The sequence below is a fragment of the Pseudomonas sp. B707 genome, assembly GCF_022496685.1.
GTDB classification, from domain to species: Bacteria; Pseudomonadota; Gammaproteobacteria; order Pseudomonadales; family Pseudomonadaceae; genus Aquipseudomonas; species Aquipseudomonas paraglycinae.
The window spans coordinates 25450-51448 of sequence record NZ_WTVE01000032.1 but is presented as its reverse complement, the minus strand read 5'-3'; the positions used below and the strand labels follow the sequence as shown (position 1 = coordinate 51448).

The following is a 25999-nucleotide window of genomic DNA, read 5'->3' as shown; positions in this document are numbered from 1 at the left end:
AGGCATTACAAAACTATCAGGCCGGAATCGCCTTGGCCTTGGCTTCCCTATCCCAAACCCGATGCTGCCCGATTGCGGCAAAAAACGGCTTGGTTAGCGCCGACACATCTTTGCCCTCCAGTAATCCCGCATCCGCCTCCAGCTTCAGCACGTCCAGCAACTGCTTGGCCTCGCCATGCAGCGCAATCGCCTTCAGGTGTTTGTACGCCTCCAGCAGGTAATGCAACGCCACGCCGTCACCGCTCAACGCCTTGACCGACGCCGCGCCACCCGGCACAAACACCGCATCGAACGCCACCGAAGGCAAACCTTCCATCGACGCATCCACCGCCAGGCTTTTGCCATCGGCGGTTTTCACCGGCGCCGAGGTCGGGCCGAGCAGTTTGGCGTGCGCACCTTCTGCCGCCAGCGCCTTCTTCATCGCATCAATCGCTGCGCCATCGACGCCGTTGGCCGCAAGGATCGCGACTTTCCGCGTCTTGATGTTTTCCGGCAACAAGTTGGCCTGACTCAGCGATGGCGAGTGATCCAGTGATGTTTTCGGTACGTCGACGGTGCCTTTGCCTGGCGCTGGCAGACCCAGGTTGGCCGCCACGCGTTTGGCCAGCTCCAGATCGATGTTGGCGAGAATCTCGTTCACTTGCCGCGCCCGGATGAACTCACGCTCAACCTTGCCGAGTTCGAAACTGTAGGCGGCGATGATGTGCTCTTTCTCGTGCGGGCTCATGCTGTTGAAGAACAGCCGCGCCTGGGAGAAGTGGTCGCTGAACGACTCGCTGCGCTGACGGATCTTGTTGGCGTCGATACGCTCCGGATAACTCTCGAAACCGCCGTCCTGCGCGGCCGGCGGGGTTTCTTTCGGCCAGCCGCCATCGATGGAGTTCGGTTCGTAAGACGCGCGGCCCTTGTCGATCACCGTGCGGTGCTGGGCATCGCGCTGGCCGTTGTGGAACGGCGCGACCGGGCGATTGATCGGCAGCTCATGAAAGTTCGGCCCACCGAGTCGGCTGATCTGCGTGTCGGTGTAGGAAAACAGCCGACCTTGCAGCAGCGGGTCATTGGAGAAGTCGATCCCCGGCACGATATGGCCGGGGCAGAACGCGACCTGCTCGGTCTCGGCGAAGAAATTGTCCGGGTTGCGATTGAGGGTCATCTTGCCCAGCGGCGTAATCGGAACGATTTCCTCGGGAATCAGTTTGGTCGGGTCGAGGATGTCGAAGTCGAAGTCGTGCTCGTTTTCCTCCTCGATGATCTGTACACCGAGTTCCCACTCCGGGTAATCGCCCATCTCGATGGCTTCCCACAGATCGCGCCGATGGTAGTCGGTGTCTTTACCCGCGAGTTTTTGCGCCTCGTCCCATACCAGCGAACAAGTGCCGGCAGTAGGGCGCCAGTGGAATTTGACGAAGCGCGATTTGCCCTCGGCATTGATCAGCCGGAAGGTGTGCACGCCGAAGCCCTGCATGCTGCGCAGGCTTTTCGGGATGGCCCGGTCGGACATGGCCCAGATCACCATGTGCGCCGATTCCGGTACCAGCGACACAAAATCCCAGAACGTGTCGTGAGCCGAGCCGCCGGTAGGGATCTCGTTATGCGGTTCGGGTTTCACCGCGTGGACGAAGTCGGGAAACTTGATCGCGTCCTGAATGAAGAACACCGGCATGTTGTTACCGACCAGATCGAAGTTGCCTTCGTCGGTGAAGAATTTCACGGCAAAACCACGCACGTCACGCACGGTGTCGCCGGAACCACGCGGCCCCTGCACCGTGGAAAAACGCACGAACACTGGGGTTTTCTTCCCCGGATCCTGCAGGAAGCCAGCCTTGGTCAGCGTCGAATGGTTCTCGTAGCTCTGAAAGAAACCATGGGCGCCGGTGCCGCGGGCGTGGACGATGCGCTCGGGAATCCGTTCATGGTCAAAGTGCGTGATCTTTTCACGCATGATGAAGTCTTCCAAAAGCGACGGCCCGCGAGCTCCGGCCTTGAGGGTGTTCTGATTATCAGCAATTTTCACGCCCTGGTTGGTGCGCAGGGCCTGACCGGTAGCGTCGGAGCGAAACTTCTCCAGGCTGTCGAGTTTGGCATTGGTGTTGGCGCGATCCGGGGTATCGGTGCCGGCCAGTTGGCTTTTGTCATTGGCAGGTTTCTTGGTACTCATCAGTCATGAACTCCTGTTTGTCCCGGGATTGCTCCGGAACGCTTGAGTGTTTCCCAGGCACGGCACCCAGGGTTTTCAAGTCGCTTAAGTAGTGACTGACGAGGGTTTCGGGCGTTCCTTTTTTATGACCTTTGATCCTGTTATTGCCAAATCGAAGGTTATTCGCGAAATAAATGCTAAGAACCTCTATACGGACAGGCTAAAATGCGCGCCCGGCTAACCGCTGATCCTTTTCCAACGCGCCCCACAAGGTTCGCTACGTGATCGAGTTTCAAAACGTCCATAAGACTTACCGCGTCGCCGGTAAGGACATCACCGCGCTGCACCCGACCAGCTTCTCCATCGAGAACGGTCAGGTGTTCGGCCTGATTGGCCATTCCGGCGCGGGAAAAAGTACCCTGCTGCGTCTGATCAATCGCCTGGAGCAATCCAGTGGCGGCAAGATCATCGTCGACGGCGAAGAAGTCACCGCGCTGGACGCCAACGGCCTGCGCCGTTTCCGTCAGCAGGTCGGGATGATCTTCCAGCACTTCAACCTGCTGGCATCCAAGACCGTGGCCGACAACGTCGCGCTGCCACTGACCCTGGCCGGTGAACTGTCCCGCGCCGAGATCGACCAGCGTGTGGCCGAGTTGCTGGCGCGGGTCGGTCTGTCCGATCACGCCAAAAAGTACCCGGCGCAGCTGTCCGGCGGTCAGAAGCAGCGCGTCGGCATCGCCCGCGCCCTGGCGACCAAGCCGAAGATCCTGCTGTGCGACGAAGCCACCAGCGCCCTCGACCCGCAGACCACGGCGTCGGTCCTGCAACTGCTGGCCGAGATCAACCGCGAGCTGAAACTGACCATCGTCCTGATCACCCACGAGATGGATGTGATCCGCCGCGTGTGCGATCAGGTCGGCGTGATGGATGCCGGCGTGATCGTCGAGCAAGGTTCGGTGGCCGATGTGTTCCTGCATCCGAAACACCCGACCACCAAGCGCTTTGTTCAGGAAAGCGAGCAGATCGACGAAAGCGAGCAGCGCGATGACTTTGCTCACGTGCCGGGCCGCATCGTGCGTCTGACCTTCCAGGGCGAAGCGACCTACGCGCCGTTGCTCGGTACCGTCGCCCGGGAAACCGGTGTGGACTACAGCATCCTGGCCGGTCGTATCGACCGCATCAAAGACATTCCTTACGGGCAATTGACCCTCGCCGTCACCGGTGGCGACATGGAAGCAGCCTTCGCCCGCTTCACCGCCGCTGACGTTCACATGGAGGTGTTGCGCTAATGGAAGACCTGATGAGTTTCTTCACCAATATCGACTGGTACGAAATCTGGCTCGCCACCGGCGACACCCTGATGATGCTCGGCGGTTCGCTGCTGTTCACCGTGCTGCTCGGCCTGCCGCTGGGCGTGCTGCTGTTCCTGTGCAGCCCACGCCAGTTGCTCGAAGCCAAAGGCGTGTACGCCTTGCTGTCGCTGGTGGTGAACATCCTGCGTTCGCTGCCGTTCATCATTCTGTTGATCGTGATGATCCCGTTCACCGTGCTGATCACCGGCACCTCGCTGGGCGTGGCCGGTGCGATTCCGCCGCTGGTAGTGGGCGCGACGCCGTTCTTCGCGCGGCTGGTGGAAACCGCCCTGCGTGAAGTCGATCGCGGCATCATCGAAGCGACCCAGTCGATGGGCGCGACCACTCGCCAGATCATCATGAACGCCTTGCTGCCGGAGGCCCGTCCGGGCATCTTCGCAGCGATTACGGTGACGGCGATTACACTGGTTTCCTACACGGCGATGGCCGGTGTGGTCGGCGCCGGTGGCCTGGGTGACCTGGCGATCCGTTTCGGCTATCAGCGGTTCCAGACCGACGTGATGATCGTCACCGTGGTGTTGCTGCTGATTCTGGTGCAAGTGCTGCAAATGGTAGGCGACCGACTGGTCGTGCACTTCTCGCGCAAATAACCGGTTTTGTAATGACATGAGCCGGCCATTCGCTGGCAGGCGCCAGACGGGCGCCGTAAAAAGGAGTTAGCTGAATGAAAAAACTGATCGTTGCCCTGGCTGCCGTTGCAGCGTTCTCGGCCCACGCCGACGAAACCCTGACCGTTGCTGCCACCCCGGTGCCGCACGCGGAAATCCTCGAATTCGTGAAGCCTGCGCTGGCCAAAGAAGGTGTGGATCTGAAGGTCAAGGTCTTCACCGACTACGTTCAGCCGAACGTCCAGGTGGCCGAGAAGCGTCTGGACGCCAACTTCTTCCAGCACCAGCCGTACCTCGATGAGTTCAACAAGGCCAAGGGCACCAGCCTGGTGTCCGTGACCGGCGTGCACCTGGAACCCCTGGGCGCCTACTCCAGCAAATTCAAGAAAATCGAAGAGCTGCCAAGCGGCGCCAACGTGGTGATCCCGAACGACGCCACCAACGGCGGCCGTGCGCTGTTGCTGCTGGCCAAGGCCGGCGTGATCACCCTGAAGGATCCGACCAACATCCTGTCGACCGTCAAGGACATCGCCCAGAACCCGAAAGACCTGAAGATCCGTGAACTGGAAGCCGCGACCATCCCGCGCGTGCTGACCCAGGTCGACCTGGCGCTGATCAACACCAACTACGCGCTGGAAGCCAAGCTCGATCCGTCCAAGGACGCGCTGGTCATCGAAGGCAGCGACTCGCCTTACGTGAACATCCTCGTGTCCCGCGCGGACAACAAGGACAGCGACGCCATGAAGAAACTGGCCGCCGCCCTGCACAGCCCGGAAGTGAAGAAATTCATTACCGAGAAGTACAAAGGCGCGGTGTTGCCGGCGTTCTGATTCGGACGCCGCAACGAAAAAGGGGACGCCAGTGGCGTCCCCTTTTTTGTGGCCGGGTGTTCAGCTTTGGACCCACTGTGTATTCGTCCCTCACCCCAGCCCTCTCCCGAAGGGAGAGGGGGCCGACCGAGGTGTCCTGCGTCCTGCATCGACCTGAAAGATCTTGGCGATTATGGATTCGAAGCAGTACGTTCAATTCGGTGTAGCTCGCCAATATTCCCCATTCAGTCCCCTCTCCCTCCGGGCGGTCCGACGTTTCGGGAGGGTTAGGGTGAGGGCTAGCTTTTGATCTTCTTACTTGCGGTTCAACATCACCGGCAACTGCGCAACCAGCTTGGCGTTGTTCAGCGGCGCCCGAATAAACCCGCGCTGCGTACCATCAGGCCCGATCACCGCCAGGTTCCCACTGTGATCCACCGTGTAGTTCGGCTTGCTGGTATCCGCCGGAATGAACGGAATGCTCACCGCGTTCGCCACCTTCTGCAGTTCTTCGATCGACTTCGGCGTGAGGCCGATGAACTGTGGATCGAAGTAACCCAGGTACTGCTTCAACTGCGCGGGGTTGTCGCGGTTCGGGTCGACGCTGACCAGCACGATCTGCAATTTATCCACCGCATCCTTCGGCAGTTCGCTCTTGATCTGGCGCAACTTGGCGAGGGTGGTCGGGCAGATGTCCGGGCAGAAGGTGTAGCCGAAGAACAGCAGGCTCCACTTGCCCTTGAGCTCGTTGACCGTGACCGGTTGGCCGTCCTGATTGGTCATCGTCACGTCCGGCAGGTTACGGCTCTGCGGCAGCAGGATGATGCCGGCGTCGATCAGTGCGGTCGGGTCGCCCTGGCCCTTGCCGCTCAGCACTTTGTTGACGGTCAGGCCGAGGATCAGCGCGATCACGGCGACGAGGATGAAGACGGTTTTCTGGGTTCGAGTCATAGGTTCAACAGTAAGTAGTGGTCTACGAGCAGGGCGATGAACAGCAGAAACAAGTACCAGATAGAGTACTTGAAGGTGTTGATCGCCGCGTGCGGTCGAGTGCCACGGTACAGCACCACGGCCCATTGCAGAAACCTGGCGCCCAGACCGAGCGCGCAGATCAGGTACAGCAGGCCGCTCATGTGGATCACGTACGGCAACAGGCTGACCGCCAGCAGGGCGAAGGTGTACAGCAGAATGTGCACCTTGGTGTAGTGCTCGCCGTGGGTGACCGGCAGCATCGGAATGTCGGCCTTGGCGTACTCCTCCTTGCGGTGGATGGCGAGCGCCCAGAAGTGCGGCGGGGTCCAGGCGAAGATGATCAGCACCAGCAGCAACGGTTCGGCGCTGACGTGGCCGGTCGCGGCGGTCCAGCCGAGCAGCGGCGGTGCGGCGCCGGCAAGGCCGCCGATGACGATGTTCTGTGGCGTCGCGCGTTTGAGAAAACCGGTGTAGATCACCGCGTAGCCGAGTAGCGAGGCCAGGGTCAGCCAGGCGGTCAGCGGATTGGTGAAAGTCAGCAGCAAGGCCTGGCCGAGCAGCGCCAGCACCAGCGCAAAGGTCAGTGCGCCTGTGGGCGAAACCCGGCCCTCGGCCAGCGGCCTTTTATGGGTGCGGGCCATGACCGCATCGATGCGTCGGTCCACCACATGATTGACCGCCGCCGCGCCACCGGCACACAGCGCGATCCCGAGGTTGCCGAACACCAGCACCGTCCACGGCACTCCGGCGCGGGTCGCGAGGAACATGCCCACCAGCGAGGTGATGAGCATCAGCACCACGACCTTCGGTTTGGTCAGCTCCAGGTAATCACGCCACAGCGCCTGCGCCGGACGTTCGCCGATCAGAATCGCCATGGCGTCTCTCCTTTAATAGTGATGGGCGCCGCCGAGTGTTTGCGCGGGCTCAGGCGCCAGCGCGCGATCATCGGTTGCTTGACCCGAACCAAGCTGGTCCGCGCGTGATAGTTGACCAGCACCATCGTCAGCAGCAGCGCCGCACCGCCAGCGTTATGCGCCACGGCCACCGGCAGCGGCAGATGAAACAGCACGTTGCTGATGCCGAGGGTGATCTGCGCGCCGAGGGCGATCAGCACCAGTCCGGCCAGTCGGGTCATGCCCACCACTTTCAGTTGCCAGGCCAGACCGAGCAGGACGACCGTCACCAGCAACGCGCCAATGCGATGGGTCAGGTGAATCGCCGTGCGTGCATCGCTGTCGAGTTGCCCGCCGAGGTAATTGGGGCCGATGTGTTGGGTCAGGTGAAAGCCGTTGGCGAAATCCGCCGGCGGCAGCCATTGGCCGTGGCAGGTCGGGAAGTCGATGCAGGCCACCGCCGCATAGTTGGAGCTGACCCAGCCACCCAGTGCGATCTGGCCGATCACCAGCAGCAATCCAGCAGTGGCCCAATATTGCAGGCGCTTGGGCACGGTCAGCGCCGGCAGCACGCCGGACAGTCGCAAGGTCAGCAGAAACAGCAGGCTCAAGGTCGCGAAGCCACCGAGCAAATGCCCGGTCACCACTTGCGGCCAGAGCTTGAGTGTCACCGTCCACATGCCGAACGCCGCCTGGGCGAACACCACCGCCAGCAGAAACAGCGGCAGTTTCAGCGGTTGCCCGGGATGACGACGATTGACCCACGCGCGCCCGGCCAGTACCGAGATCAGCATGCCGAGGGTGCCGGCGAAGTAGCGGTGGATCATCTCGTTCCAGCCTTTATGCGCCTCCACCGGCGAGTCGGGGTAATGCAGTTCGGCATGGGCCAGTTGGGCTTCGCTTTTCGGCACGCTGATGAACCCGTAGCAGCCCGGCCAGTCCGGACAGCCGAGGCCGGCGTGGGTCAGGCGGGTGTAGGCGCCGAGCAGCACCACGATCAGTGCCAGCAGGGTGGCAAACAGCGCGAGGCGAAATCCAGGTTTGGCCATGACGATGCCCTTATCCGATGTTCGACAGTTTCAGCAGGTGGCGCAGGTCGTTGAGCAGATCCTTGCCCTTGACGCTCGGGTCGTAGCGCAGCACGAGGTTGCCGTGGGGATCGATGATCCACAGCTGCGGTGTGGCCTTGTCGCCCGTGGCCTTGCTGAAGGTGGCTGCGTCCAGCGGGTAGCGTTGCAGCTGCGGGTATTCGCGGGTCAGCTTGGCTTCGTAGTCGGCGCCCAGTGGTTGCGCGGCGGCCAGGGCGTGGCTGGCGCGCCCGGCTTCGCGGCCCAGGCCGATCTGGATCTGCCGCGCCAGGTACACCAGCTGCTGGCAGTCCACCGCGCAGTCCTTCGGTGCGGTGACCAGCATCTGCCAGCGCGTTTCGTCAGCCTGGATGCCGAGGTCGGCGCGGGTCTGGCCGTTGCCGATCAGTTCGCCGTGGTAGCTGCGACCTTCCGGCACCCAGAACTGCAACTTGTACATGCCGGTGGCGAGGATCATCGGCCCGACCACGCCGAGCACGATCAGCAGCAGCTGGATACGTCCGCGACGGCGACTGGCCGGGGCTTTTGCTTCAGACATGCTGGGTGGATTCATGGCCGCTCCCATGGTGTTTCTCCTTTGCGTTGTGCCAGCCGAGATAGAGGTAGAGACCGAACAGGGCGGTGGCCATGGCGAACCACTGCACGGCGTAACCGAGGTGTTTTTCCGGGCCCATCGCGACCACCGGCCAGTCGGCCTGATAGCTGGCGGGGCCGGGTTCGGCGCGTAATTCGTAGGCGAAGCCGTCGCGTTCGAGGGTTTTCCACAATTTCGCGGGTTCGACGGCGGTGACGGTTTGCGGCCAGCGGCTGCTGACCGGATCGGCATGCAGCTGGAAGGTGGCGCCGGGGGCGACGTACACCCAGGCATCGACATTCACGGCGTCGGTCGGTGTGTTGAATTGCGGGGCCGTGCGCCGATCCGGCCACGGCAGCCAGCCGCGATTGACCAGCAGCCACTGGCCGCTGCGCTGATCCTGAAACGGTTGCAGCAATTCGACGCCGACCTTGCCGTTGCGCTGACGGTTATCCAGCAACAGGCTGTGGGCGGCGTCGAACTGGCCGTGCAGATGCACCCGGCGAAAGGCCGGATCGGCGCTGTGCAGCAACTCGGTGCTGGCCATCGGTTCGGCGGCGCGGCGTTCGGCGTAGCTGGCGAGCAGGGCGGTTTTCTCCGCGCCCCGGCCCAGTTGCCAGAAGCCCAGCGAAATCAGCAACGGCAGCAGCAGGCCGACCACCAGTGTCGGCACCACACCCGGCCGGAAGCGCTTCATGGTCGCGCCAGAAAATCAGTGAACGCGATCGCTATACTCAACTGCATCGCTTGTTCCCCCGGAGTTCTTCCCATGCTCAAAGCAGCCATCGTCCTGATGCTGATTGCCACGGTGGTCAGCCTGTTCAGCGGCCTGTTTTTCCTGGTCAAGGACGACAGCAGCTCGAATCGGCTGGTGATCGCCTTGAGTGTTCGGGTGGCGTTGGCCGCTTGCACCGTCGGCTTGATTGCCTGGGGTTTCTACAGCGGCCAACTGGTGTCCCACGTGCCGTGGTAGCTGCAAGCGCCAAGCTACAAGCTACAAGCTACAAGCCTTACCGTTTTGACTTGAAGCTCGCAGCTCGCGGCTCGCAGCTGCTGTTAAAGCACATAAACGAAGATGAACAAGCCGATCCACACCACATCGACGAAGTGCCAATACCAGCTCGCCGCTTCAAAACCGAACTGATGTTCGTTGTCGAAGTGGCCCTTCATGATGCGCAGCAGCATCACGAACAGAATGATCGTGCCGATGGTCACGTGGGCGCCGTGGAAACCGGTGAGCATGAAGAACGTCGCGCCGTAGATGCCCGAGCCGAGGGTCAGCCCCAGTTCGTGGTAGGCGTGGATGTATTCTTCGGCCTGGAAGCCGAGGAACGCGCAACCCAGCAGCACGGTGATCGCCAGCCACAGTTTCAGCGCGCCGCGATGACCTTTCTTCAGCGCGTGGTGGGCGATGGTGATGGTCACGCTGGAACTCACCAGCAGGATGGTGTTGATCAGCGGCAGGCCCCAGGGGCTGATGACTTCCTTGGGCGGCGGGAACAGTTTCGGATCCGGCGTGTGCAACAGCGGCCAGGTGAACTCGAAATTCGGCCAGAGCATGTGGGCGATGCCTTTGGTGCCTTCGCCGCCCAGCGCCGGGCCGGAGATGTGTCGCACGTAGAACAGCGCGCCGAAGAAGGCGATGAAGAACATCACCTCGGAGAAGATGAACCAGCTCATGCCCCAGCGGAACGAGCGGTCCAGCTGCGGGCTGTACAACCCCGCGCGGCTTTCCTTGATCACTGTGCCGAACCAGCCGAACAGCATGTACGCCAGCAACAGGCCGCCGACGAAAAAGATCAGCGGGCCGTGGGATTCCGGACGCGCTGCCTTCAGATCGTTGAACCAGGTCGCCAAACCGTACACGGTGACGAACATCCCCACCGTGGCGACGATCGGCCACTTGCTCTGGGCCGGGACGTAATAGTGCTCATGAGTTGCCATTTATTGTTCTCCTTATCGGGCACGCTTAACCGCCAGTGTTTGCAGCCACCGGAGGATGTCGGGCGGTGATATCGAACAGCGTGTAGGACAGCGTCAGGTGCTTCACGTCCTTGGGCATGTCGCGGTCAACGATGAAACGCACCGGCATCTCGATCTGCTGACCGGGCTGCAGCACCTGCTGGGTAAAACAAAAGCATTCGGTCTTGTGGAAATACGCCGCCGCATTGCTCGGCGCGATGCTCGGTACGGCTTGAGCGCTCATCGGTTTGTCGGTGGGGTTGCGGGCGATGAAGATCATCTCGTTCACCGCGCCGGGGTTGGCCGTCAGCTCGTCATGCTTGGGATAGAAATCCCATGGCATGTCGGCGGTGTTGGTCGACAGAAATTGCACCCGCACCTGCCGCGTAGCATCGACGGTCTGCTCGCCCTCGTACTGCCCGGCGGTCTTGCCGTTGATACCGAACGCCTTGCACATCACGTCGTAGATCGGCACCAGGGCAAAGCCGAAGACGAACATCGCCACCACCACGCCGAGCAGTCGGGTGACCAGCTTCTTCATCGAAATCGAGTCAGCCATGGTGGCGGCCCTCAACGGCTACAGGGTTCATTTCACTTCCGGCGGCGTGGTGAAGGTGTGATACGGCGCCGGTGACGGCACGCTCCATTCCAGACCTTCGGCGCCATCCCACGGTTTGGCCGGAGCCGGCTCGCCGCCACGGATGGTCTTGATCACGATGAACAGGAAGAAGATCTGCGTGGCGCCGAACATGAACGCGCCGATCGACGAGACCATGTTGAAGTCGGCGAACTGCAGGTTGTAGTCCGGAATCCGCCGGGGCATGCCCGCCAGTCCCACGAAGTGCATCGGGAAGAACGTCAGGTTCATGCCGACGAAGGACAGCCAGAAGTGCAGCTTGCCCAGGGTTTCGTCGTACATGTGGCCGGTCCATTTCGGCAGCCAGTAATAGGCCGACGCGAAGATCCCGAAGATCGCCCCCGGCACCAGCACGTAGTGGAAGTGCGCCACCACGAAGTAGGTGTCCTGGTACTGGAAGTCCGCCGGGGCGATGGCCAGCATCAGTCCGGAGAAACCGCCGATCGAGAACAGGATCACGAACGCCACGGCAAACAGCATCGGCGTCTCGAAGGTCATTGAGCCTTGCCACATGGTGCTGGCCCAGTTGAATACCTTCACCCCGGTCGGCACCGCGATCAGCATCGTCGCGTACATGAAGAACAACTCGCCCACCAGCGGGATGCCCACCACGAACATGTGGTGCGCCCAGACGATGAACGACAGGAACGCGATGCTCGCCGTGGCGTAGACCATCGAGGTGTAGCCGAACAGCGGCTTGCGCGAGAAGGTCGGGATGATCTGGCTGACGGCACCGAAGGCCGGCAGGATCATGATGTACACCTCGGGGTGGCCGAAGAACCAGAACACATGCTGGAACAGCACCGGGTCACCGCCACCGGCGGCACTGAAGAAGCTGGTGCCGAAGTGGATGTCCATCAGCATCATCGTCACGCACCCGGCCAGCACCGGCATCACCGCGATCAGCAGGAACGCGGTGATCAGCCAGGTCCAGACGAACAGCGGCATTTTCATCAGGGTCATGCCGGGGGCGCGCAGGTTGAGGATGGTGGCGATCACGTTGATCGCGCCCATGATCGAACTGATCCCCATCAGGTGGATGGCGAAGATGAAGAACGTCACGCTTTCCGGGGCATAGGTGGTGGACAGCGGTGCGTAGAACGTCCAGCCGAAGTTCGGCCCGCCACCGGGGGTGAACAGGGTCGAGACCAGCAGCAGGAACGCCGCCGGCAGCAGCCAGAAGCTGAAGTTGTTCATCCGCGGCAGGGCCATGTCCGGTGCGCCGACCATCAACGGGATCATCCAGTTGGCGAGGCCGACGAACGCCGGCATCACCGCACCGAACACCATCACCAGACCATGCATGGTGGTCATCTGGTTGAAGAACGCAGGCTCCACGATCTGCAGGCCGGGCTGGAACAGCTCGGCGCGGATCACCATGGCGAACGAGCCGCCGAGCAGGAACATGCAGAACGCAAACCACAGGTACAGCGTGCCGATGTCCTTGTGGTTGGTGGTCAGTACCCAGCGCATCAGGCCTTTGGCGGGGCCGTGGGCGTGGTCGTGGTCGGCATGACCGTGGTCATCGATGACAGCGCTCATGGCCGGTCTCCTTCAAGTGAGTGGACTGGGCAGGTCGGAGCGCATTGCCCCGACCGGTTCACGAAGTACGCAATAGACCGGCTCATTTGCTTTCCGCCTGTTTCAGCTCCAGCACTTCTTTTGGCGTGACCATGTCGCCCTTGTTGTTGCCCCAGGCGTTACGTTCGTAGGTCACGACCGCTGCGATATCGACTTCCGACAGCTGCTTGCCGAACGCCGCCATGGCGGTGCCGGGCTTGCCGTGGAAGACAATGCTCAAGTGGCCTTCTTTCGGGCCGGTGGCGATTTTCGAGCCCTTGAGGGCCGGGAACATCGGCGGCAGGCCCTGGCCTTCGGCCTGGTGACAGGCGACGCAGGTGGTGTGGTAGATCTTGTCGCCACGTTCCTTGAGCTCGTCGAGGGTCCATTCCTTGCTGGTCAGTTCCTTGAGCTGCAACGCTTCGGCCTTGCGCTCGGCGAGCCATTTTTCGTAGTCGGCCTTCTCCTTGACGTCGACCACGATCGGCATGAAGCCGTGGTCCTTGCCGCACAGCTCGGCGCACTGACCACGGTAGAGGCCGGGCTTGTCGATGCGGGTCCAGGCTTCGTTGACGAACCCGGGGATCGCATCGCGCTTGACCGCGAAGGCCGGCACCCACCAGGAGTGGATCACGTCGGCGGAGGTCACGAGGAAGCGCACCTTGGCGCCGGTCGGCAGCACCAGTGGCTTGTCGACCTCGAGCAGGTAATGCTCGCCCTTGGCTTCCTTGTTGTGGATCTGCTCGGCGGGCGTGGCCAGGTTGCTGAAGAACTCGACGTCCTGGCCCAGGTATTTGTAGTGCCACTTCCACTGATAACCGGTGATCTGGATATCGATATCCGGCTCACTGGTGTCGTACATCTTGATCAGGGTCGCGGTCGCCGGAACGGCCATCGCCACCAGGATCAGCAGCGGGACGACGGTCCAGAGAATTTCGACGGTGGTGCTTTCGTGGAATTTTGCGGCGACCTGCCCGGTAGAACGGCGGTGCACCATCATCGACCAGAACATGGCGCCGAAGACGATGATCCCGATCACCACACAGATCCAGAAAATGGTCATGTGCAGGTCGAATACTGCGTGACTGATTTCAGTCGCTCCAGGCGCCATATTCACAGTCCAGGCAGCGTGCGCCGGGCTGAAAATCGACCACAACAGGAGGCCCATCCAGACGTGTGGATGTCGCATCATTGCGGGTTCCCCTTATCGTTCTTGTTATCCCGCCGGCTTTCACCAGAGGCAAGGGAGCGGCTGCATCAGACTACGAACTTGAATCGCCGGGCCTTGCTGCGTGGGCAGTCGGGCGTCATCAGCTAACTCCATTCAATGGCGAGTATAGACAGCCACCGAGAAATGCAATGTGCGGACGTAAATCGTATGAAACAGCTGGCACTTGCGTTCCAGGGCACGAATGGAGAAGGATGCAGACGAGTGGTGGCAAACCGATATAACGCCGTTGCATCAAGGATGAAATAATTATGACAAATGCGTCTTAGCATTTTTCGTAAGCCAGCTAAGTTATGTCTTCCCTATTTCATTGCCTTGTTTCCTGGAGTTTTCATGAACACCGCCGCATTGCGCGAGCAGATCCACATAGCCCGACAACACGAGATTGAAACCGGAAAGCTGACCCGTCAGCTGGAAGCCCAACTGCAACACCTGCACCCGGCCATCCAGTTGCCGGAAACCGACGCCAACGGCGTGCTGACGCGTTTTGTCGCCGCCTACATCGACGAAGTGCCAGACCTGCTGGATGCAGCCAATGAAGTCGCCAGGGAAGCGGGAATCGAGTCGCAGATCAAACCGGTGCTGAAAATCGCCGAGCAGTACTTCCTCCAGCCACCCGTGGGCCTGGACAGTCTGCTGGACGAAGCCTATCTGGCGCACCGTTTTGTCGAAGAGGTCAACGACCTGTACATCAAGCATTTCGGCCAGCCACTGATCCCCTTGGACATGACGGTCGCCAATCTGATTGCTCACCAGTTGATCGGTGAGGAGTTTGCCAACCAACTCGACGAAGTGGTGCATCACGCGGTGGACAGCATGCTCGACGACGACAGCTTTGCGCTGGAGTCGGTGGAAGCCTACCGCGAGAAACTCAGCAGCCCGGACACCGGTGCGGCGTGGAAACGCTGGCCGTGCATGAGCCGCCGTCTGGGCGTGGGCCTGGAGCTGGATCAGCCTGCGGCTTGATCCCGGCGCAAACGATTGGGGGAACAGATTGCTCTGTTCCCCCAAATGTTTTCAGCCCGCCGCTCCGATCCCGGTGGTGGTGCGGATCCGCCCTTCGAGCCGCCGTTTCAACCCGCGCGACTCGATCAACAGCTTCGCCCCCTTGGCCGCATTCGCCCGGCCCCACTCTTCGAGCAGTTCCAGACACGAATGGTCGATGTAGCTCAGGTTATTGAGCGGCACATGCACCGTTGTGCCCGGCGGAATGCTGCCCAGTACCTGAGTCAGCGCCGGCACCTTGAGGAACGTCGCGGCGCCCACCAGGCGCAACTCCATTTCCCCGTCCTGCGGCAGATCGATCAGGCTGATTTTCAGGCGTGAGGCCTTGAACGCCAGTTTCACCAGGGTCAGACCGAAACCGATCAGCACGCCGGTCAACAGGTCGGTGAAGATGATCGCCAGTGCTGTGGCGGCGTAGGTGAACATTGGCATCCGGCCATATCGGGCCAGACCACGGAATGCCTTGAGGTCCACCAGTTTGAAGCCGGTGTAGACCAGAACGCCCGCCAGACTCGCCACCGGAATGCTCTGCAACACGCTCGACAGCAACAGCACGAACGCCAGCAGCCACAGGCCATGGAAAATCGTCGAGTAGCGTGTGGTGGCGCCGGCCTGGACGTTGGCCGAACTGCGCACGATCACCCCCGTCATCGGCAGCGCGCCGACCAGACCGCAAAGCATGTTGCCGACGCCTTGCGCGGACAGCTCCCGGTCGAAATCCGAACGCGGGCCGCTGTGCATGCGATCCACCGCAGCGGCGGACAGCAGGGTTTCGGCGCTGGCGATGAAGGCGACGGCGAATGCGGCGATCAGCAGCGTTGGATCGGCGAGACTGAGCAGATCCGCCGGTTTCAGCCAGTCGATGGCTTCGGCGAGATTCTCTGGCACTTCAACCCGTTTCACTTGCAACGCCAACAGCAGGCTGGCGCCTGTCGCCAGCCCGACCCCGAGCAGCGCGCCCGGAATAAAGCGCAGCGAATGCGGGCGGAATTTCTCCCACAACCACATCACGGCTATGGTCGACAGCCCGAGCAACCCGGCCTGCCAGCCTAAGGACGGCAAGGCCTGCGCCACTGCGCCGGGGAATGCCGTGAGGTTGTCGAGGCCGGAGGGTTTCGGTGACGCATCGAGCATCACATGCACTTGCGACAGCACAATCAGCACGCCAATCCCCGCGAGCATGCCGTACACCACCGCTGGCGCCGTGACCCGAAACCAGCAACCGAGCTTCAGCCGTCCGGCCACCAGTTGCAGAAAACCGGCGAGCAGCAGGATCGGCCCGAGCATTTCGATGCCGTGCTGGCGCACCAGCTCGAACACCAGCACCGCCAGACCCGCCGCCGGCCCGCTGACCTGCAACGGCGACCCCGCCAGCCAGCCCACCACCAGACCGCCGATGATCCCGGTGATCAGGCCTTTGGCCGGCGGCAGCCCTGACGCAATGGCAATGCCCATGCACAGCGGCAACGCGACCAGAAACACAACCACTGAAGCGAGCAGCTCCCGTGGCAACACAGCTTTCAATTGAGCCGCACGCATGGCGATACTCCCGAAGTTTTCTTCAGGCGTGGCAAGGCCTGGCCGCTGAAACAGCGGCCGGCGTCAAACCACACGGATTTTTAGGAGGATTTAGAAGCGCGCTTTGGGCGTCGCCACCGGGATCGGATGGCTGCCGTCGAGCGGCAGGAAGCATCCCTGATCCGCGTCGTAAGCTTTGATTTCGCTGGTTTCGATGTTGTAGACCCAGCCATGGATGAACAGATGACCGTTCGCCATGCGCGAGGCTACCGAAGGATGGGTACGCAAGTGCTGCAGTTGGGCGATGACGTTTTCCTCGGTGAGGATCGGCATGCTTTCTTTTTCGTCGGCGCAGTTGCAGTTGTCATGCACCATGGTTTTCGCGACTTCGGCGTGGCGCAGCCAGGCTTTGACCGTCGGCATCTTTTCCAGGCTGTCCGGGTTGAGCACCGCGCGCATGGCGCCGCAGTCGGAGTGGCCGCAGATGATGATGTGCTGCACGCCAAGTGCCAGAACCGCATATTCGATGGCGGTGGAAACGCCGCCGTTCATCTGGCCGTAGGGTGGCACCACGTTGCCGACGTTCCGCGTCACGAACAGATCGCCGGGCGAACTCTGGGTGATCAGTTCGGGCACGATGCGCGAATCGGCGCAGGTGATGAACATGGCCCGTGGCGACTGGGCCGTGGCGAGTTTCTTGAAGAGTTCTTCCTGCTGCGGAAAGACCTCATGATGAAAATGCAAAAAGCCGTCAACGATACGATTCAACGCTGCATCGGCGGATTCCGCCACAGGGGCGGCTTGCGCCGACGCAGCCAACGGCTGTTTATCCTTGTCACTCATGATTCATCCTCATTGGCGGATTCGGGGAGTCGTTCCCGTGTATTCCGGTGTGAAGCCAGTGGCTGTTTAGAACATCCGGGTCATCCCGACCCGTCAGTCACTCGATGAACAAGGTAACCGCCGAAACTTAACTCAAACTGAATCAAGCGCTCTAGAACGTGTGTTCCAGGTCACAAAAAACGTGACCGGCGTAAACCGGGCCCAGCATCCCTTCCTCTCAACCACAGGCCAATTGACCCTAAATCAGCGCCATCTGGCGACCCGGTGGACAGAAGGCCGTGCAATCGAGGTTGAAGCCTTCGCGGTGATTGAGGCCCAGGCGTTTCAGCGCTTTGGCGAAGCGCTGGGCGAGCAGGTCGGCGAACGGCCCCTCGCCGCGCATCCGGGCACCGAAACGGCTGTCGTAAAGCTCACCGCCACGGCTCTGGCGGATCAGGCTTAGCACATGCGCCGCACGTTGCGGGTAGTGTGCCTCAAGCCATTCCTCGAACAGCGGCGCCACCTCCAGCGGCAGGCGCAGCATCATGTAGGCCGCGCTCTGGGCACCGGCGGCGTGGGCTTCGGTCAGCAGGCTTTCGATTTCTCTGTCGTTGATCATCGGAATCATCGGCGAACACAGCACACCGACCGGAATCCCCGCCTCGCGCATCACCCGGATTGCCCGCAACCGGGCCTTGGGCGCGGCGGCGCGGGGCTCGAGAATGCGTTTAAGTTCGTCGTCCAGGGTGGTCAGGCTGATCATCACCGCCACCAGCCGTTGTTGCGCCAGTTCGGTGAGCAGGTCGAGGTCGCGCAGGATCAGCGAGCCCTTGGTGACGATGGTCACCGGATGCCGGTAGCGCAGCAGCACTTCGAGGGTCTGGCGTGTGATCCGGTGTTCGCGTTCGATCGGCTGATAGGGATCGGTATTGGAGCCGAGGTTGATCGGCGCGCATTGATAGCCTTTTTTCCCCAGCTGTTCTTCCAGCACCTGGGCGGCGTTGGTTTTGGCGATCAGTTTGGTTTCGAAATCCAGCCCCGGCGACATGTCCCAATAGGCGTGGCTGGGTCGTGCATAGCAATAAATGCAGCCGTGCTCGCAGCCGCGATAGGGATTGATCGAGCGGTCGAAGGGCAGGTCCGGCGAGGTGTTGCGGGTGATGATGGTCTTCGCGGTTTCGAAGCTGACTTCGGTGCCCTGGGTCAAAGGCACTTCCTGAAACCAGCCGTCATCCTCGGCCACCGAACGACTCGGCGCGAAGCGGTTGTGCGGGTTGGTCGCGGTGCCGCGACCGCGCGGAGGCAATGGGCTGGTCATCACGGATTTCCTTTATCTGTACATGCATACAGTATCCGCAAGGTGGCGGATGATCCACTACCGTTCAGCCGTCGATCAATAAATCGAGCGGTTAGTTGCAAGTTTGTCTAGAGCTAAAGTTGTAGTTGTGCAAATTGAAGAAACATAAGTTGGCTGTTCGTTTACTGTTCAAGTTCGTAGTATCCACTTCGCTTCACACCACTTGACTATATAAAAGACAAAAGGATTTGATGATGTCGTTTTTTAATTCGCGCGGTATTTTTCTGCAACTGATGCAGCCCGGTCCATCGGAACCCAATACACTGGTTTCCATGCAACTGGCGCGTAAGGAACTGGGCTGGGATGCCGAGGCTGGCGTGCAGACCGAAATGCTGGTTGATCCGATTTTTGTCACCGCGACCTCCCGGGATGGCGGCCATACCTTCAGCATCGGCCGTCTGGAGCACGATGTGGATCGTGACGGTGAAATCGGTGAGCAGGATCGAGCCAAACTGGTTGCTCTGGCCAAAGCCTATGCCAGTATTACCAATCCGTAACAGCCATTAAATAAATAACCCCTGCATGACTGATCATGCAGGGGTTACTGCGTTTAGTTGTGGTTTGTTACTTGTCCAAGATCACCGGCTGATGTTGTAGTCATATCGTCGGTACGTAACTTGGCAACATCTTTTGCGGTGACGGTGGAGCCCTTGTTACCCCAACTTCCACGAATAAAGCTCACGACATCCGCCACTTCCTGATCCGACAGACGCCAGGCGAAACCCGGCATGGTGAAGGTCGATGGCGCTGCGTGCGTCGCAGGCAAGGTGCCGCCCTTGAGCACAATGTGGATAAGCGAGGTCGGGTCGTCCGATTGCAGCACCGGATTGCCTGCCAGCGCCGGGAACACCCGGGTGTAGCCGTGGCCGTCCGTGCGGTGGCACGCCGCGCAGTTGTCGATGTACACAGACGCGCCACGTTGACTGTCATCACCGTTCCAGAGTGCCTTGGCGGCTTTCTCGTCGTACTGGTGCGGCTGGTCGGCAGGATCATTGGCCGGCAGCGATTTCAGGTAGCGGGCAATCGCGGTCAGGTCGGCGTCGGTCATGTACTGCATGCTGTGGGTGACCACGTCGCTCATGCCACCGAACACCGCGCTGCGGTCGCTGCGACCGGTTTTGAGGAACTGCACCAGTTGTTCTTCGCTCCAGCTGCCGAGACCGTCCTTGTGGTCGCCGCGCAGGCTCTTGGCGATCCAGCCTTCCAGCGGCGCACTGCCTGACAGAAAACTGCTGCCTTCGGCCGCGCTCAGGGATTTTTCCTGCATGGTCAGGGCCCGTGGCGTATGGCAGGCGCCGCAATGTCCGAGGCCTTCCACCAGATACGCCCCACGGCTGACGACGGCATCGTCCGACGCGGCTTTGTAATCCTCGACCTTCGGTGCGAACAGCCAGCGCCAGCCCATCAGCGGCCAGCGCATGCTCAGTGGCCACGGGATGTCGCTGGCCTTGTTCTCTTGCGCCACCGGTTCCACGCCGTGCATGAAGTAGGCGTAAAGCGCCTGCATGTCGGTTTCGCTGACACGGGCGTAGGACGGGTACGGCATCGCCGGGTACAAGGTACTGCCGTTTTTGGCCACGCCATGGCGCACGGCCTGGTCGAAATCCTCGAAGCTGTAGTCACCGACGCCGGTTTTATCCGGGGTGATGTTGGTCGAGTAGATCGTGCCGATCGGGGTTTCCATCGGCAGGCCACCGGCGAACGGCTTGCCATCCTTGGCCGTGTGGCAGGCCACGCAGTCGCCGGCACGGGCGAGGTATTCGCCTTGCTTGATCAAGGATTGATCAACTTCGGCGCCATGAACGGCCGTGCTGCCGAGCAGCGCGAGGGTCGCGATAACGAGAGTCTTCATGGTCATCGCTCCTTAAGCCTGAACCAGCGGGCCGGGGTTTTTCAGGTATTGCTCGCGGATCGCTTTCGCCGACCAGTAGGTCAGCGCGGCAACCAGGCCGGTCGGGTTGTAGCCCAGGCCTTGCGGGAATGCCGAGGCGCCCGGGACGAATACGTTGTGCACGTCCCAGCTCTGCAGGTAGCGGTTCAGCGCGCTGGTCTTCGGATCGGTGCCCATGATCGCGCCACCGTTGAGGTGGGTGGTCTGGTACGACGCGGTGTTGAAGTGGTCGCCGACTTTCTTGCCGATCACTGCGATGGCTTTCGGGCCCATGGCCTCGGCGATCTTGCCCATTTTCTCGACCATGAAGCGGTTCATCTTGATGTCGTTTTCCTGCCAGTCGAACGTCATCCGCAGCAGCGGCATGCCGTAGGCATCGCGGTACACCGGGTCCAGATCGAGGTAGTTGCCACGGTAGGACTGATGCGCGCCGTGGGCGTCCATCGACACCTGATGGGTGTAGTAATCGGCGGTCGCGCGTTTCCACGCACTGCCCCAGGCCGGGGTGCCCGGCGGGTTGGAGGTGCCGGCGATCGGTCGGCTGCCGGCCTGGTTGACCCACATCGGCGAGCCACCGACGAAGCCATGCGGCCCGTGATCGAAGTTGTCGGCGTTGAAGTCATCCACCGCCACACCGTTGCCGCCGGCACCGATGAAGTTGTTGGTGTGGGTGTCCTTGTCGAAGAACGCCTTGATGGTGGCCATGTTCTGGTAGGCGAAGTTGCGCCCGACCACGCCTTCACCGCTGACCGGGTCGTAGGGTTTGCCGATGCCGGAAAGCAGCATCAGGCGTACGTTGTGCAACTGGAACGCGCCGAGGATCACCAGATCCGCCGGTTGTTCGATCTCGCGACCCTGGCCGTCGATGTAGGTGACGCCGGTGGCTTTGGTTTTGGTGCTGTCGAGGTTGACCCGCAGAACGTGGGCGTTCGGCCGCAGTTCGAAATTCGGCAGCGGCTTCAGCGCCGGCAGAATGTTCACGTTCGGCGACGCTTTGGAATACATGTAGCAAACGTAACCGCTGCAGAAACCGCAGAAGTTGCACGGGCCCATCTGCGCGCCGTAGGGATTGGTGTACGGCCCCGACGTATTGGCGGAAGGCAGGTTGTAGGGTTTGTAACCGACTTCGGTAGCCGCTTTGCCGAACAGCTGTGCGGAAACCGTGTTTTTCTGCGCTTCCAGCGGGAACGGGTTCGAGCGATCCGGTGCGTACGGGTTGCCGCCCTTGCCCTGACCGACCAGTTGGCCATTCACGGTCCAGGCCTGGCCGGAGGTGCCGAAGACTTTTTCGGCGAAATCGAAGAACGGTTCCAGCTCTTCATAGCTGACGCCGAAGTCCTGGATGGTCATGTCCTTGGGGATGAAGCTTTTGCCGTAGCGCTCTTCGTAGTGGCTGCGCATGCGCAACTCGATCGGGTCGACCCGAAAGTGCACGCCCGACCAGTGCAAACCGGCGCCGCCCACGCCATTGCCCGGCAGGAACGCGCCCAGTTGGCGGTTCGGCAGGGCGATGTCGTTGACGCTGTGACGGATGGTGACGGTTTCCTTGGAAACGTCCTGGAAGAGTTTTTTCCGCACGCTGTAGGTGAGTTCGTCGATCACCTGGGGATAGTTGCCGTCCGGGTAGGTGTCCTGCATCGGTCCGCGTTCCAGCGCCAGCACGTTGAGTCCGGCTTCGGTCAGCTCCTTGGCCATGATCGCGCCTGTCCAGCCGAAACCGACGATCACTGCGTCGACCTTCTTCATTACCGTTGCCATGCTCACGCCCTCTCGCCGCGAATCGAAACTGCCGGGAAGGGGTACTGCTCGTTGCGTTCCACCCAATCCATGAAATCGGCGCGGGCGCCGGGGAAGCCGATCATGGTCCAGCCGACCATGCCTTTATTGCCGCCGTGGATCGGGTCGCAGAAGAACCCTTCCTTGGTGTTTTGCAGCAGCAGACTGAAGAAAATCTTCGCCGGAACCGCGTCGAATTGCGGTTTTCCGGCTTCAAGCTGCTTGAGCAGATCGTCTCGGGTAGCGCTGTCTTGCTCGGCAAATGTTTTACCGTTGATGGATTTTGCCCACTGATCCGTGGCGGCAATGCCGAGGCGATAGATCTCTTTTGGCACCAGTTTGCTCTGCCAGCCCATCTCTGGCGCGGCGTCGGCATTGAACGGGCCCTGCATGTACCAAAGAGCACCGGCGGCGTACGGGGTGTTCATCTGACGGTCGATGTATTCCGGCACGCCAGCTTCGAGTGCACCTGGGCCTTGCGCATCGTTGGGGATCAACTGCGCGACGGCGGCATTGATGAACGCCCACTCTTCGGCGGTGAAGTAGCTTGGCTGATAAGTGCTGGCTTCAACCGCGACCGATTTTGCCGGGGCGGGGGCAGGCGCGCTTTCGGGCGCTGCTTGCAGCACCGTGCTGCCGAGACCGCTGCCGGCCAGAGTCACGACCGGAATCAGGGTCAGGGATTTGCGCAAAAACTCACGCCGCGGGTTGTCTCGATCTTCATCTGACATGGGGATGCACCTCATCAGGCATTGATGGTTGTCAGCCGTTTCTGCGAACGGCTCAAGAATTTTCTGGCTGCGACGTGGCCGGAATGACCGGGAGAAAGGGGACGCGTCTGCAACATGATGTGACAAATGGTAGCAGGCTAAGCAACCGGATGAACCGATTCAGCCAAAAAAGACCGCTTTTCGACCAAGGGAACCGGTGTCTTCACGATTCTTTTACAAGCGCCTCACAGGGATTTGACTGCGAGGCTCGCAAGCTGTGGCCTTCACTGACGAAACCCACACGGTCGCCGTAAAGCATGTTCCTGACGCGTTTTTCCTCCGTACTCTATTTGTCGCTGCTTGCGCTGTTTAGCTGGATTCCCGCTCAGGCCGCGGAAACTCCGGTTTCCCGTCCCGTCGAGTGGGCGCAACCGGTAGAAGTGCAATACAACCTGTTCCAGATGTCGCCCACGCTGTACCGCAGTGCGCTCCCCGATGACGGCGCGGTGCCGTTGCTGAACAACCTGAAGGTGGCCACGGTCATCAACTTCCTGCCGGAAGCGGATTCCAACTGGCTGAAAGCCCCCGGTATCCATCAGGTGCAATTGCCCTATCGCACCAATCACGTGGACGACAGCGATGTGCTCAAGACCCTGCGTGCCATCCAGTCCGCCGAAGCCGACGGCCCGGTGCTGATGCACTGCAAGCACGGCTCCGATCGCACCGGCCTGATGGCGGCGATGTACCGGATCGTCGTGCAGGGCTGGAGCAAGGAAGACGCCCTGAACGAAATGACCCAGGGCGGGTTTGGGGAGAGTGGGCACTTCCGGGACAGCGTGCGCTACGTGATGCAGGCCGATGTGGATAAATTGCGCACCGCGCTGGCCAATGGCGATTGCAGCACCAGCGCGTTTGCCACGTGCTCGATGAAGAGCTGGTTTCAGACGGTCAATCTGAAGTAACCCCTCCGTCAACGAGGCCGGCGACCGGCCGGCCGATGAACGCTTCCACTGCGTCCAGCAACGGACGCCCGGCACCCGGCGCAAAGAACGTTGCACGAAACTCACGGCCGGTTTGCGTGTTGAACACCCAGTCCCGGTTGAAGCGCTTGTACGCTTCCTGAGCCAGCACGCCCGACCAGACGTAGGCGTAAACCGAAGCGTCGTACTGGGTCACCATGTAATCGAATCCATTGGCAAACCGGTGATCGCCCGGCAGTTGCAGAGGACTCAGGCTGCGCTGCACGTCGGTGCAGACCTCCTCGACCGAGCGCCCATCGCCGTGGCTCAGGTGCAGCTCGAAATCAATCATCGCCCCCATCAGCAACAAGGCCTGCTGCCGGCTGGAGTGGGCCTGAGCAGCTGACAGTGCCGCGTCGACCCGTACGGCGCTCAAGCGTTCGCCGGTCTGAAAATGCGCGCCGAGCCACCGCACAAACTCTCGCGACAGACACCACTGCTCGAACAATTGCCCGGAAAACTCCGCCGCTTCATGCCCCAGTTGCAGGATGCCGGACAGGCTGTGATGGGGCGAGCGAGTCAGCACGTGCTGGAGGCAATGGCCAAATTCATGAAACAGCACCCGCAGATCGTCGATTTCGAGCCGGCACGGATGGGTGTCGGTGGCCGGTGTGAAATTGCTGTAGAGCAGGGCAATCGGCAGCGCCGGGCGACCTTCGGCGTTGATCCGGCGGTTGCGTAGCGTAGAGGTGCCGGGGAAGTCCACCGCGTTGTCGCGATGAAACGGATCGAGGTAGATGTAGCCGATGACCTGTTCATGCTCGCTGATTTCCAGCAGGCGCACATCGTCATGCCAGTGGCCGCCACCGGACCGCTCGACGATGCGGATCCCGAACATCCGTTCGCAGAACAGAAAGAGCCTGCGCAGGGTGCCCTCGAGCGGAAAGTAATCACGCAGGTTTTCCAGCGCACCGGGAAACTGCTGTTGGCGCCATTGTTCGGCCAGGAAGTCTTCATCCCACGGCTGGACCCGGTCGATCCCGCGTTGCTGCGCGAAGGCTGCCAGTTGCGCTGCATCCTGCGCGAGGGTAGGTGCCAGTTGCGACGCCTGACGCTGTAGAAAACTACTAACCCATGCCGTTGTCCCGGCGCTGTTTTTGGCCAGACTCAGTAGTGCGGCGTTTTCGTGGCCGAGTAAACGGGCTTTCTGCTGGCGCAAGGCGAGCAGCGTCTTCAGCACCGGGCCGTTATCGAAGCGGCCGGCCAGTGGGCCCCGATCGGAGGCGCGGGTCATGTAGGCAACGTAGCACTCCTCCCGCAAGGCGCGGTTCTCGGCGTACTTGAGGATGTGCTGGCAGGTGTTCTGGTCCAGCCGAATCAGCCAGCCGTCATGGCCGGCCTGACGTGCGGCAAGTGCCAGCCGATTCTTCATCGCCGGCGACAGGCCCGCAAGCAACGCAATGTCGTCTACACGTTTGCTCCACGCCTCGGTCCAGCGATCGAGGTTTTCCAGAAACACGTATTCCAGCCCGCCGATCTCGCGGTTCAACCGTGCCAGTTCCTGTTGCTGTTCAGCAGGAAGCTCGATGCCCGACTGCTTGAAACGACGCAGAATCCGCGACAGTGCGATGTTGCGCGACTCATCGAAACTGCCGGCTATCGAGCTCTGCGCCAGACGCTGGTAAGCCTCGTACAACGGGCGATTGCGGGCTTTATCGGAGCGATACTGATTGATCGCCAGATGCGCCTTGGCGCTTTCAACGAGCCAGACCGCATCGTCGGATCTGACCATCGATAACGTTTCAAGAATCGAGCGGACTTCACCGAGGCGCGCGTCGGCCTCGTCGATGCTCAGTACCAGATCATCCCAGCCGGGATGTTCGGTCTGACTGGCGATCACCTGGGCGATGATTCTTTGGTTGTCCGCAATGATGCTGGTGACCGCCGGCAGCAGGTGCTCGGTGCTAATCGCTGGCCACGGTGGCAGCGTCCAGTGTTGCAGGAGGGGATTGGTGTCGGGCATGGCAGCTTCCTTCGAGGCGTGGCGTAGAGGGCCAGCCTACGAAGCAAGTGCGGGGGAAAGGTGTTAAGCCAATACCACCTTCCACCGACGAATCGGG

At 61.2% G+C, this 25999-nt stretch carries 24 protein-coding genes; 7 read left to right on the top strand and 17 right to left on the bottom strand.

Annotation, left to right across the window (positions count from 1 at the left end; genetic code table 11):
- Window positions 1–16 precede the first annotated feature (16 nt).
- Window positions 17–2158: a catalase HPII gene (gene katE, locus GQX66_RS21375; RefSeq protein WP_236190538.1), complete on the bottom strand. Its 2142-nt coding sequence runs from the start codon at window positions 2156–2158 to the stop codon at window positions 17–19.
- Window positions 2159–2418: 260 nt separating this feature from the next.
- Here katE and GQX66_RS21370 point away from each other — a divergent pair, with 260 nt between their 5' ends.
- The 3 genes from GQX66_RS21370 to GQX66_RS21360 all read left to right on the top strand — a co-directional run bounded on the left by GQX66_RS21370 (window position 2419) and on the right by GQX66_RS21360 (window position 4948).
- Window positions 2419–3426 (top strand): methionine ABC transporter ATP-binding protein, encoded by a 1008-nt coding sequence (locus GQX66_RS21370; protein WP_007953999.1) that lies wholly within the window; start codon window positions 2419–2421, stop codon window positions 3424–3426.
- Entirely contained in the window at window positions 3426–4100 is a 675-nt protein-coding gene (locus tag GQX66_RS21365; protein ID WP_011331789.1) for a methionine ABC transporter permease, read from the top strand. Before GQX66_RS21370 ends, GQX66_RS21365 begins: the two co-directional genes overlap by 1 nt.
- A 74-nt stretch (window positions 4101–4174) precedes the next feature.
- Complete coding sequence (locus GQX66_RS21360; RefSeq protein WP_085647188.1) at window positions 4175–4948, top strand: MetQ/NlpA family ABC transporter substrate-binding protein; 774 nt, start codon at window positions 4175–4177, stop codon at window positions 4946–4948.
- Window positions 4949–5242: 294 nt separating this feature from the next.
- On the opposite strand, the gene GQX66_RS21355 is transcribed toward GQX66_RS21360, so the two are convergent.
- Genes GQX66_RS21355 through GQX66_RS21335 form a run of 5 tightly spaced genes read right to left on the bottom strand, consistent with a single transcriptional unit; the run spans window position 5243 to window position 9151 of the window.
- Window positions 5243–5878, bottom strand: a complete 636-nt coding sequence (locus tag GQX66_RS21355; protein ID WP_240871194.1) for an SCO family protein — start codon at window positions 5876–5878, stop codon at window positions 5243–5245.
- Window positions 5875–6774 carry a heme o synthase gene (gene cyoE / locus GQX66_RS21350; protein WP_007953992.1) on the bottom strand — a complete coding sequence of 300 codons (900 nt, stop codon included), beginning with the start codon at window positions 6772–6774 and terminating at the stop codon, window positions 5875–5877. The genes GQX66_RS21355 and cyoE overlap by 4 nt, the downstream gene beginning before the upstream one ends.
- Window positions 6762–7841: a COX15/CtaA family protein gene (locus tag GQX66_RS21345; RefSeq protein ID WP_127796509.1), complete on the bottom strand. Its 1080-nt coding sequence runs from the start codon at window positions 7839–7841 to the stop codon at window positions 6762–6764. Before GQX66_RS21345 ends, cyoE begins: the two co-directional genes overlap by 13 nt.
- Window positions 7842–7851: 10 nt before the next feature.
- A complete protein-coding gene (locus tag GQX66_RS21340; RefSeq protein ID WP_007953988.1) occupies window positions 7852–8445 on the bottom strand; it encodes a hypothetical protein in 594 nt (197 codons plus the stop codon).
- A complete protein-coding gene (locus tag GQX66_RS21335) occupies window positions 8411–9151 on the bottom strand; it encodes an SURF1 family protein (protein WP_240871190.1) in 741 nt (246 codons plus the stop codon). Before GQX66_RS21335 ends, GQX66_RS21340 begins: the two co-directional genes overlap by 35 nt.
- A gap of 72 nt (window positions 9152–9223) precedes the next feature.
- Between GQX66_RS21335 and GQX66_RS21330 the strand changes: the two genes are divergently transcribed.
- Entirely contained in the window at window positions 9224–9427 is a 204-nt protein-coding gene (locus GQX66_RS21330; RefSeq protein WP_085748051.1) for a twin transmembrane helix small protein, read from the top strand.
- A gap of 83 nt (window positions 9428–9510) precedes the next feature.
- Here the strand turns inward: GQX66_RS21330 and GQX66_RS21325 are convergent, their stop codons facing one another.
- From GQX66_RS21325 to coxB, 4 genes are all read right to left on the bottom strand, one after another.
- The gene (locus GQX66_RS21325) at window positions 9511–10398 is read right to left on the bottom strand and encodes a cytochrome c oxidase subunit 3 (RefSeq protein ID WP_240871188.1); all 888 of its coding nucleotides are present in this window, start codon (window positions 10396–10398) and stop codon (window positions 9511–9513) included.
- 25 nt (window positions 10399–10423) lie between these two features.
- Entirely contained in the window at window positions 10424–10975 is a 552-nt protein-coding gene (locus tag GQX66_RS21320; protein ID WP_085606414.1) for a cytochrome c oxidase assembly protein, read from the bottom strand.
- A gap of 27 nt (window positions 10976–11002) precedes the next feature.
- Window positions 11003–12595: a cytochrome c oxidase subunit I gene (ctaD, locus tag GQX66_RS21315; RefSeq protein ID WP_007953983.1), complete on the bottom strand. Its 1593-nt coding sequence runs from the start codon at window positions 12593–12595 to the stop codon at window positions 11003–11005.
- Between the two features lie 82 nt (window positions 12596–12677).
- A complete protein-coding gene (coxB, locus tag GQX66_RS21310; protein ID WP_236197211.1) occupies window positions 12678–13805 on the bottom strand; it encodes a cytochrome c oxidase subunit II in 1128 nt (375 codons plus the stop codon).
- A 369-nt stretch (window positions 13806–14174) separates the two neighbouring features.
- Here coxB and GQX66_RS21305 point away from each other — a divergent pair, with 369 nt between their 5' ends.
- Window positions 14175–14807, top strand: a complete 633-nt coding sequence (locus GQX66_RS21305; protein ID WP_129973324.1) for a hypothetical protein — start codon at window positions 14175–14177, stop codon at window positions 14805–14807.
- 51 nt (window positions 14808–14858) lie between these two features.
- Here the strand turns inward: GQX66_RS21305 and GQX66_RS21300 are convergent, their stop codons facing one another.
- The 3 genes from GQX66_RS21300 to GQX66_RS21290 form a co-directional block, all read right to left on the bottom strand.
- Window positions 14859–16385, bottom strand: coding sequence for a SulP family inorganic anion transporter (locus GQX66_RS21300; RefSeq protein ID WP_102688243.1), 1527 nt, complete (start codon window positions 16383–16385; stop codon window positions 14859–14861).
- A gap of 90 nt (window positions 16386–16475) precedes the next feature.
- Window positions 16476–17207 (bottom strand): carbonic anhydrase, encoded by a 732-nt coding sequence (locus GQX66_RS21295; protein WP_039764830.1) that lies wholly within the window; start codon window positions 17205–17207, stop codon window positions 16476–16478.
- A 238-nt stretch (window positions 17208–17445) separates the two neighbouring features.
- Window positions 17446–18504 (bottom strand): PA0069 family radical SAM protein, encoded by a 1059-nt coding sequence (locus GQX66_RS21290; protein ID WP_240871184.1) that lies wholly within the window; start codon window positions 18502–18504, stop codon window positions 17446–17448.
- Window positions 18505–18737: 233 nt separating this feature from the next.
- Between GQX66_RS21290 and GQX66_RS21285 the strand changes: the two genes are divergently transcribed.
- Entirely contained in the window at window positions 18738–19040 is a 303-nt protein-coding gene (locus tag GQX66_RS21285; protein ID WP_007953977.1) for a hypothetical protein, read from the top strand.
- A 53-nt stretch (window positions 19041–19093) separates the two neighbouring features.
- Here the strand turns inward: GQX66_RS21285 and GQX66_RS21280 are convergent, their stop codons facing one another.
- The 3 genes from GQX66_RS21280 to GQX66_RS21270 are packed head-to-tail and all read right to left on the bottom strand — an operon-like array spanning window position 19094 to window position 22941.
- Window positions 19094–20395: a cytochrome c gene (locus GQX66_RS21280; RefSeq protein ID WP_102688244.1), complete on the bottom strand. Its 1302-nt coding sequence runs from the start codon at window positions 20393–20395 to the stop codon at window positions 19094–19096.
- 12 nt (window positions 20396–20407) lie between these two features.
- Window positions 20408–22192, bottom strand: a complete 1785-nt coding sequence (locus GQX66_RS21275; RefSeq protein ID WP_240871182.1) for a GMC family oxidoreductase — start codon at window positions 22190–22192, stop codon at window positions 20408–20410.
- Window positions 22193–22194: 2 nt separating this feature from the next.
- Window positions 22195–22941, bottom strand: a complete 747-nt coding sequence (locus GQX66_RS21270; protein ID WP_240871180.1) for a gluconate 2-dehydrogenase subunit 3 family protein — start codon at window positions 22939–22941, stop codon at window positions 22195–22197.
- A gap of 296 nt (window positions 22942–23237) precedes the next feature.
- Here GQX66_RS21270 and GQX66_RS21265 point away from each other — a divergent pair, with 296 nt between their 5' ends.
- Entirely contained in the window at window positions 23238–23882 is a 645-nt protein-coding gene (locus GQX66_RS21265; protein ID WP_240871177.1) for a dual specificity protein phosphatase family protein, read from the top strand.
- On the opposite strand, the gene GQX66_RS21260 is transcribed toward GQX66_RS21265, so the two are convergent.
- Complete coding sequence (locus GQX66_RS21260) at window positions 23869–25902, bottom strand: M3 family metallopeptidase (protein ID WP_240871175.1); 2034 nt, start codon at window positions 25900–25902, stop codon at window positions 23869–23871. The two genes, GQX66_RS21265 and GQX66_RS21260, sit on opposite strands and share 14 nt — an antisense overlap.
- Window positions 25903–25999 lie beyond the last annotated feature (97 nt).

What these genes read in the sequence shown, in the direction of transcription:
- GQX66_RS21270 (WP_240871180.1), bottom strand. Translation starts at nt 22,941, where the DNA reads ATGTCAGATGAAGATCGAGACAACCCGCGGCGTGAGTTTTTGCGCAAA.
- GQX66_RS21285 (WP_007953977.1), top strand. Translation starts at nt 18,738, where the DNA reads ATGTCGTTTTTTAATTCGCGCGGTATTTTTCTGCAACTGATGCAGCCC.
- GQX66_RS21365 (WP_011331789.1), top strand. Translation starts at nt 3,426, where the DNA reads ATGGAAGACCTGATGAGTTTCTTCACCAATATCGACTGGTACGAAATC.
- GQX66_RS21295 (WP_039764830.1), bottom strand. Translation starts at nt 17,207, where the DNA reads ATGAGTGACAAGGATAAACAGCCGTTGGCTGCGTCGGCGCAAGCCGCC.
- GQX66_RS21355 (WP_240871194.1), bottom strand. Translation starts at nt 5,878, where the DNA reads ATGACTCGAACCCAGAAAACCGTCTTCATCCTCGTCGCCGTGATCGCG.
- GQX66_RS21290 (WP_240871184.1), bottom strand. Translation starts at nt 18,504, where the DNA reads ATGACCAGCCCATTGCCTCCGCGCGGTCGCGGCACCGCGACCAACCCG.
- GQX66_RS21265 (WP_240871177.1), top strand. Translation starts at nt 23,238, where the DNA reads ATGTTCCTGACGCGTTTTTCCTCCGTACTCTATTTGTCGCTGCTTGCG.
- cyoE (WP_007953992.1), bottom strand. Translation starts at nt 6,774, where the DNA reads ATGGCGATTCTGATCGGCGAACGTCCGGCGCAGGCGCTGTGGCGTGAT.
- GQX66_RS21320 (WP_085606414.1), bottom strand. Translation starts at nt 10,975, where the DNA reads ATGGCTGACTCGATTTCGATGAAGAAGCTGGTCACCCGACTGCTCGGC.
- GQX66_RS21340 (WP_007953988.1), bottom strand. Translation starts at nt 8,445, where the DNA reads ATGGGAGCGGCCATGAATCCACCCAGCATGTCTGAAGCAAAAGCCCCG.
- coxB (WP_236197211.1), bottom strand. Translation starts at nt 13,805, where the DNA reads ATGATGCGACATCCACACGTCTGGATGGGCCTCCTGTTGTGGTCGATT.
- GQX66_RS21335 (WP_240871190.1), bottom strand. Translation starts at nt 9,151, where the DNA reads ATGAAGCGCTTCCGGCCGGGTGTGGTGCCGACACTGGTGGTCGGCCTG.
- GQX66_RS21280 (WP_102688244.1), bottom strand. Translation starts at nt 20,395, where the DNA reads ATGAAGACTCTCGTTATCGCGACCCTCGCGCTGCTCGGCAGCACGGCC.
- GQX66_RS21305 (WP_129973324.1), top strand. Translation starts at nt 14,175, where the DNA reads ATGAACACCGCCGCATTGCGCGAGCAGATCCACATAGCCCGACAACAC.
- GQX66_RS21325 (WP_240871188.1), bottom strand. Translation starts at nt 10,398, where the DNA reads ATGGCAACTCATGAGCACTATTACGTCCCGGCCCAGAGCAAGTGGCCG.
- GQX66_RS21345 (WP_127796509.1), bottom strand. Translation starts at nt 7,841, where the DNA reads ATGGCCAAACCTGGATTTCGCCTCGCGCTGTTTGCCACCCTGCTGGCA.
- GQX66_RS21300 (WP_102688243.1), bottom strand. Translation starts at nt 16,385, where the DNA reads ATGCGTGCGGCTCAATTGAAAGCTGTGTTGCCACGGGAGCTGCTCGCT.
- GQX66_RS21275 (WP_240871182.1), bottom strand. Translation starts at nt 22,192, where the DNA reads ATGGCAACGGTAATGAAGAAGGTCGACGCAGTGATCGTCGGTTTCGGC.
- GQX66_RS21260 (WP_240871175.1), bottom strand. Translation starts at nt 25,902, where the DNA reads ATGCCCGACACCAATCCCCTCCTGCAACACTGGACGCTGCCACCGTGG.
- GQX66_RS21360 (WP_085647188.1), top strand. Translation starts at nt 4,175, where the DNA reads ATGAAAAAACTGATCGTTGCCCTGGCTGCCGTTGCAGCGTTCTCGGCC.
- katE (WP_236190538.1), bottom strand. Translation starts at nt 2,158, where the DNA reads ATGAGTACCAAGAAACCTGCCAATGACAAAAGCCAACTGGCCGGCACC.
- ctaD (WP_007953983.1), bottom strand. Translation starts at nt 12,595, where the DNA reads ATGAGCGCTGTCATCGATGACCACGGTCATGCCGACCACGACCACGCC.
- GQX66_RS21330 (WP_085748051.1), top strand. Translation starts at nt 9,224, where the DNA reads ATGCTCAAAGCAGCCATCGTCCTGATGCTGATTGCCACGGTGGTCAGC.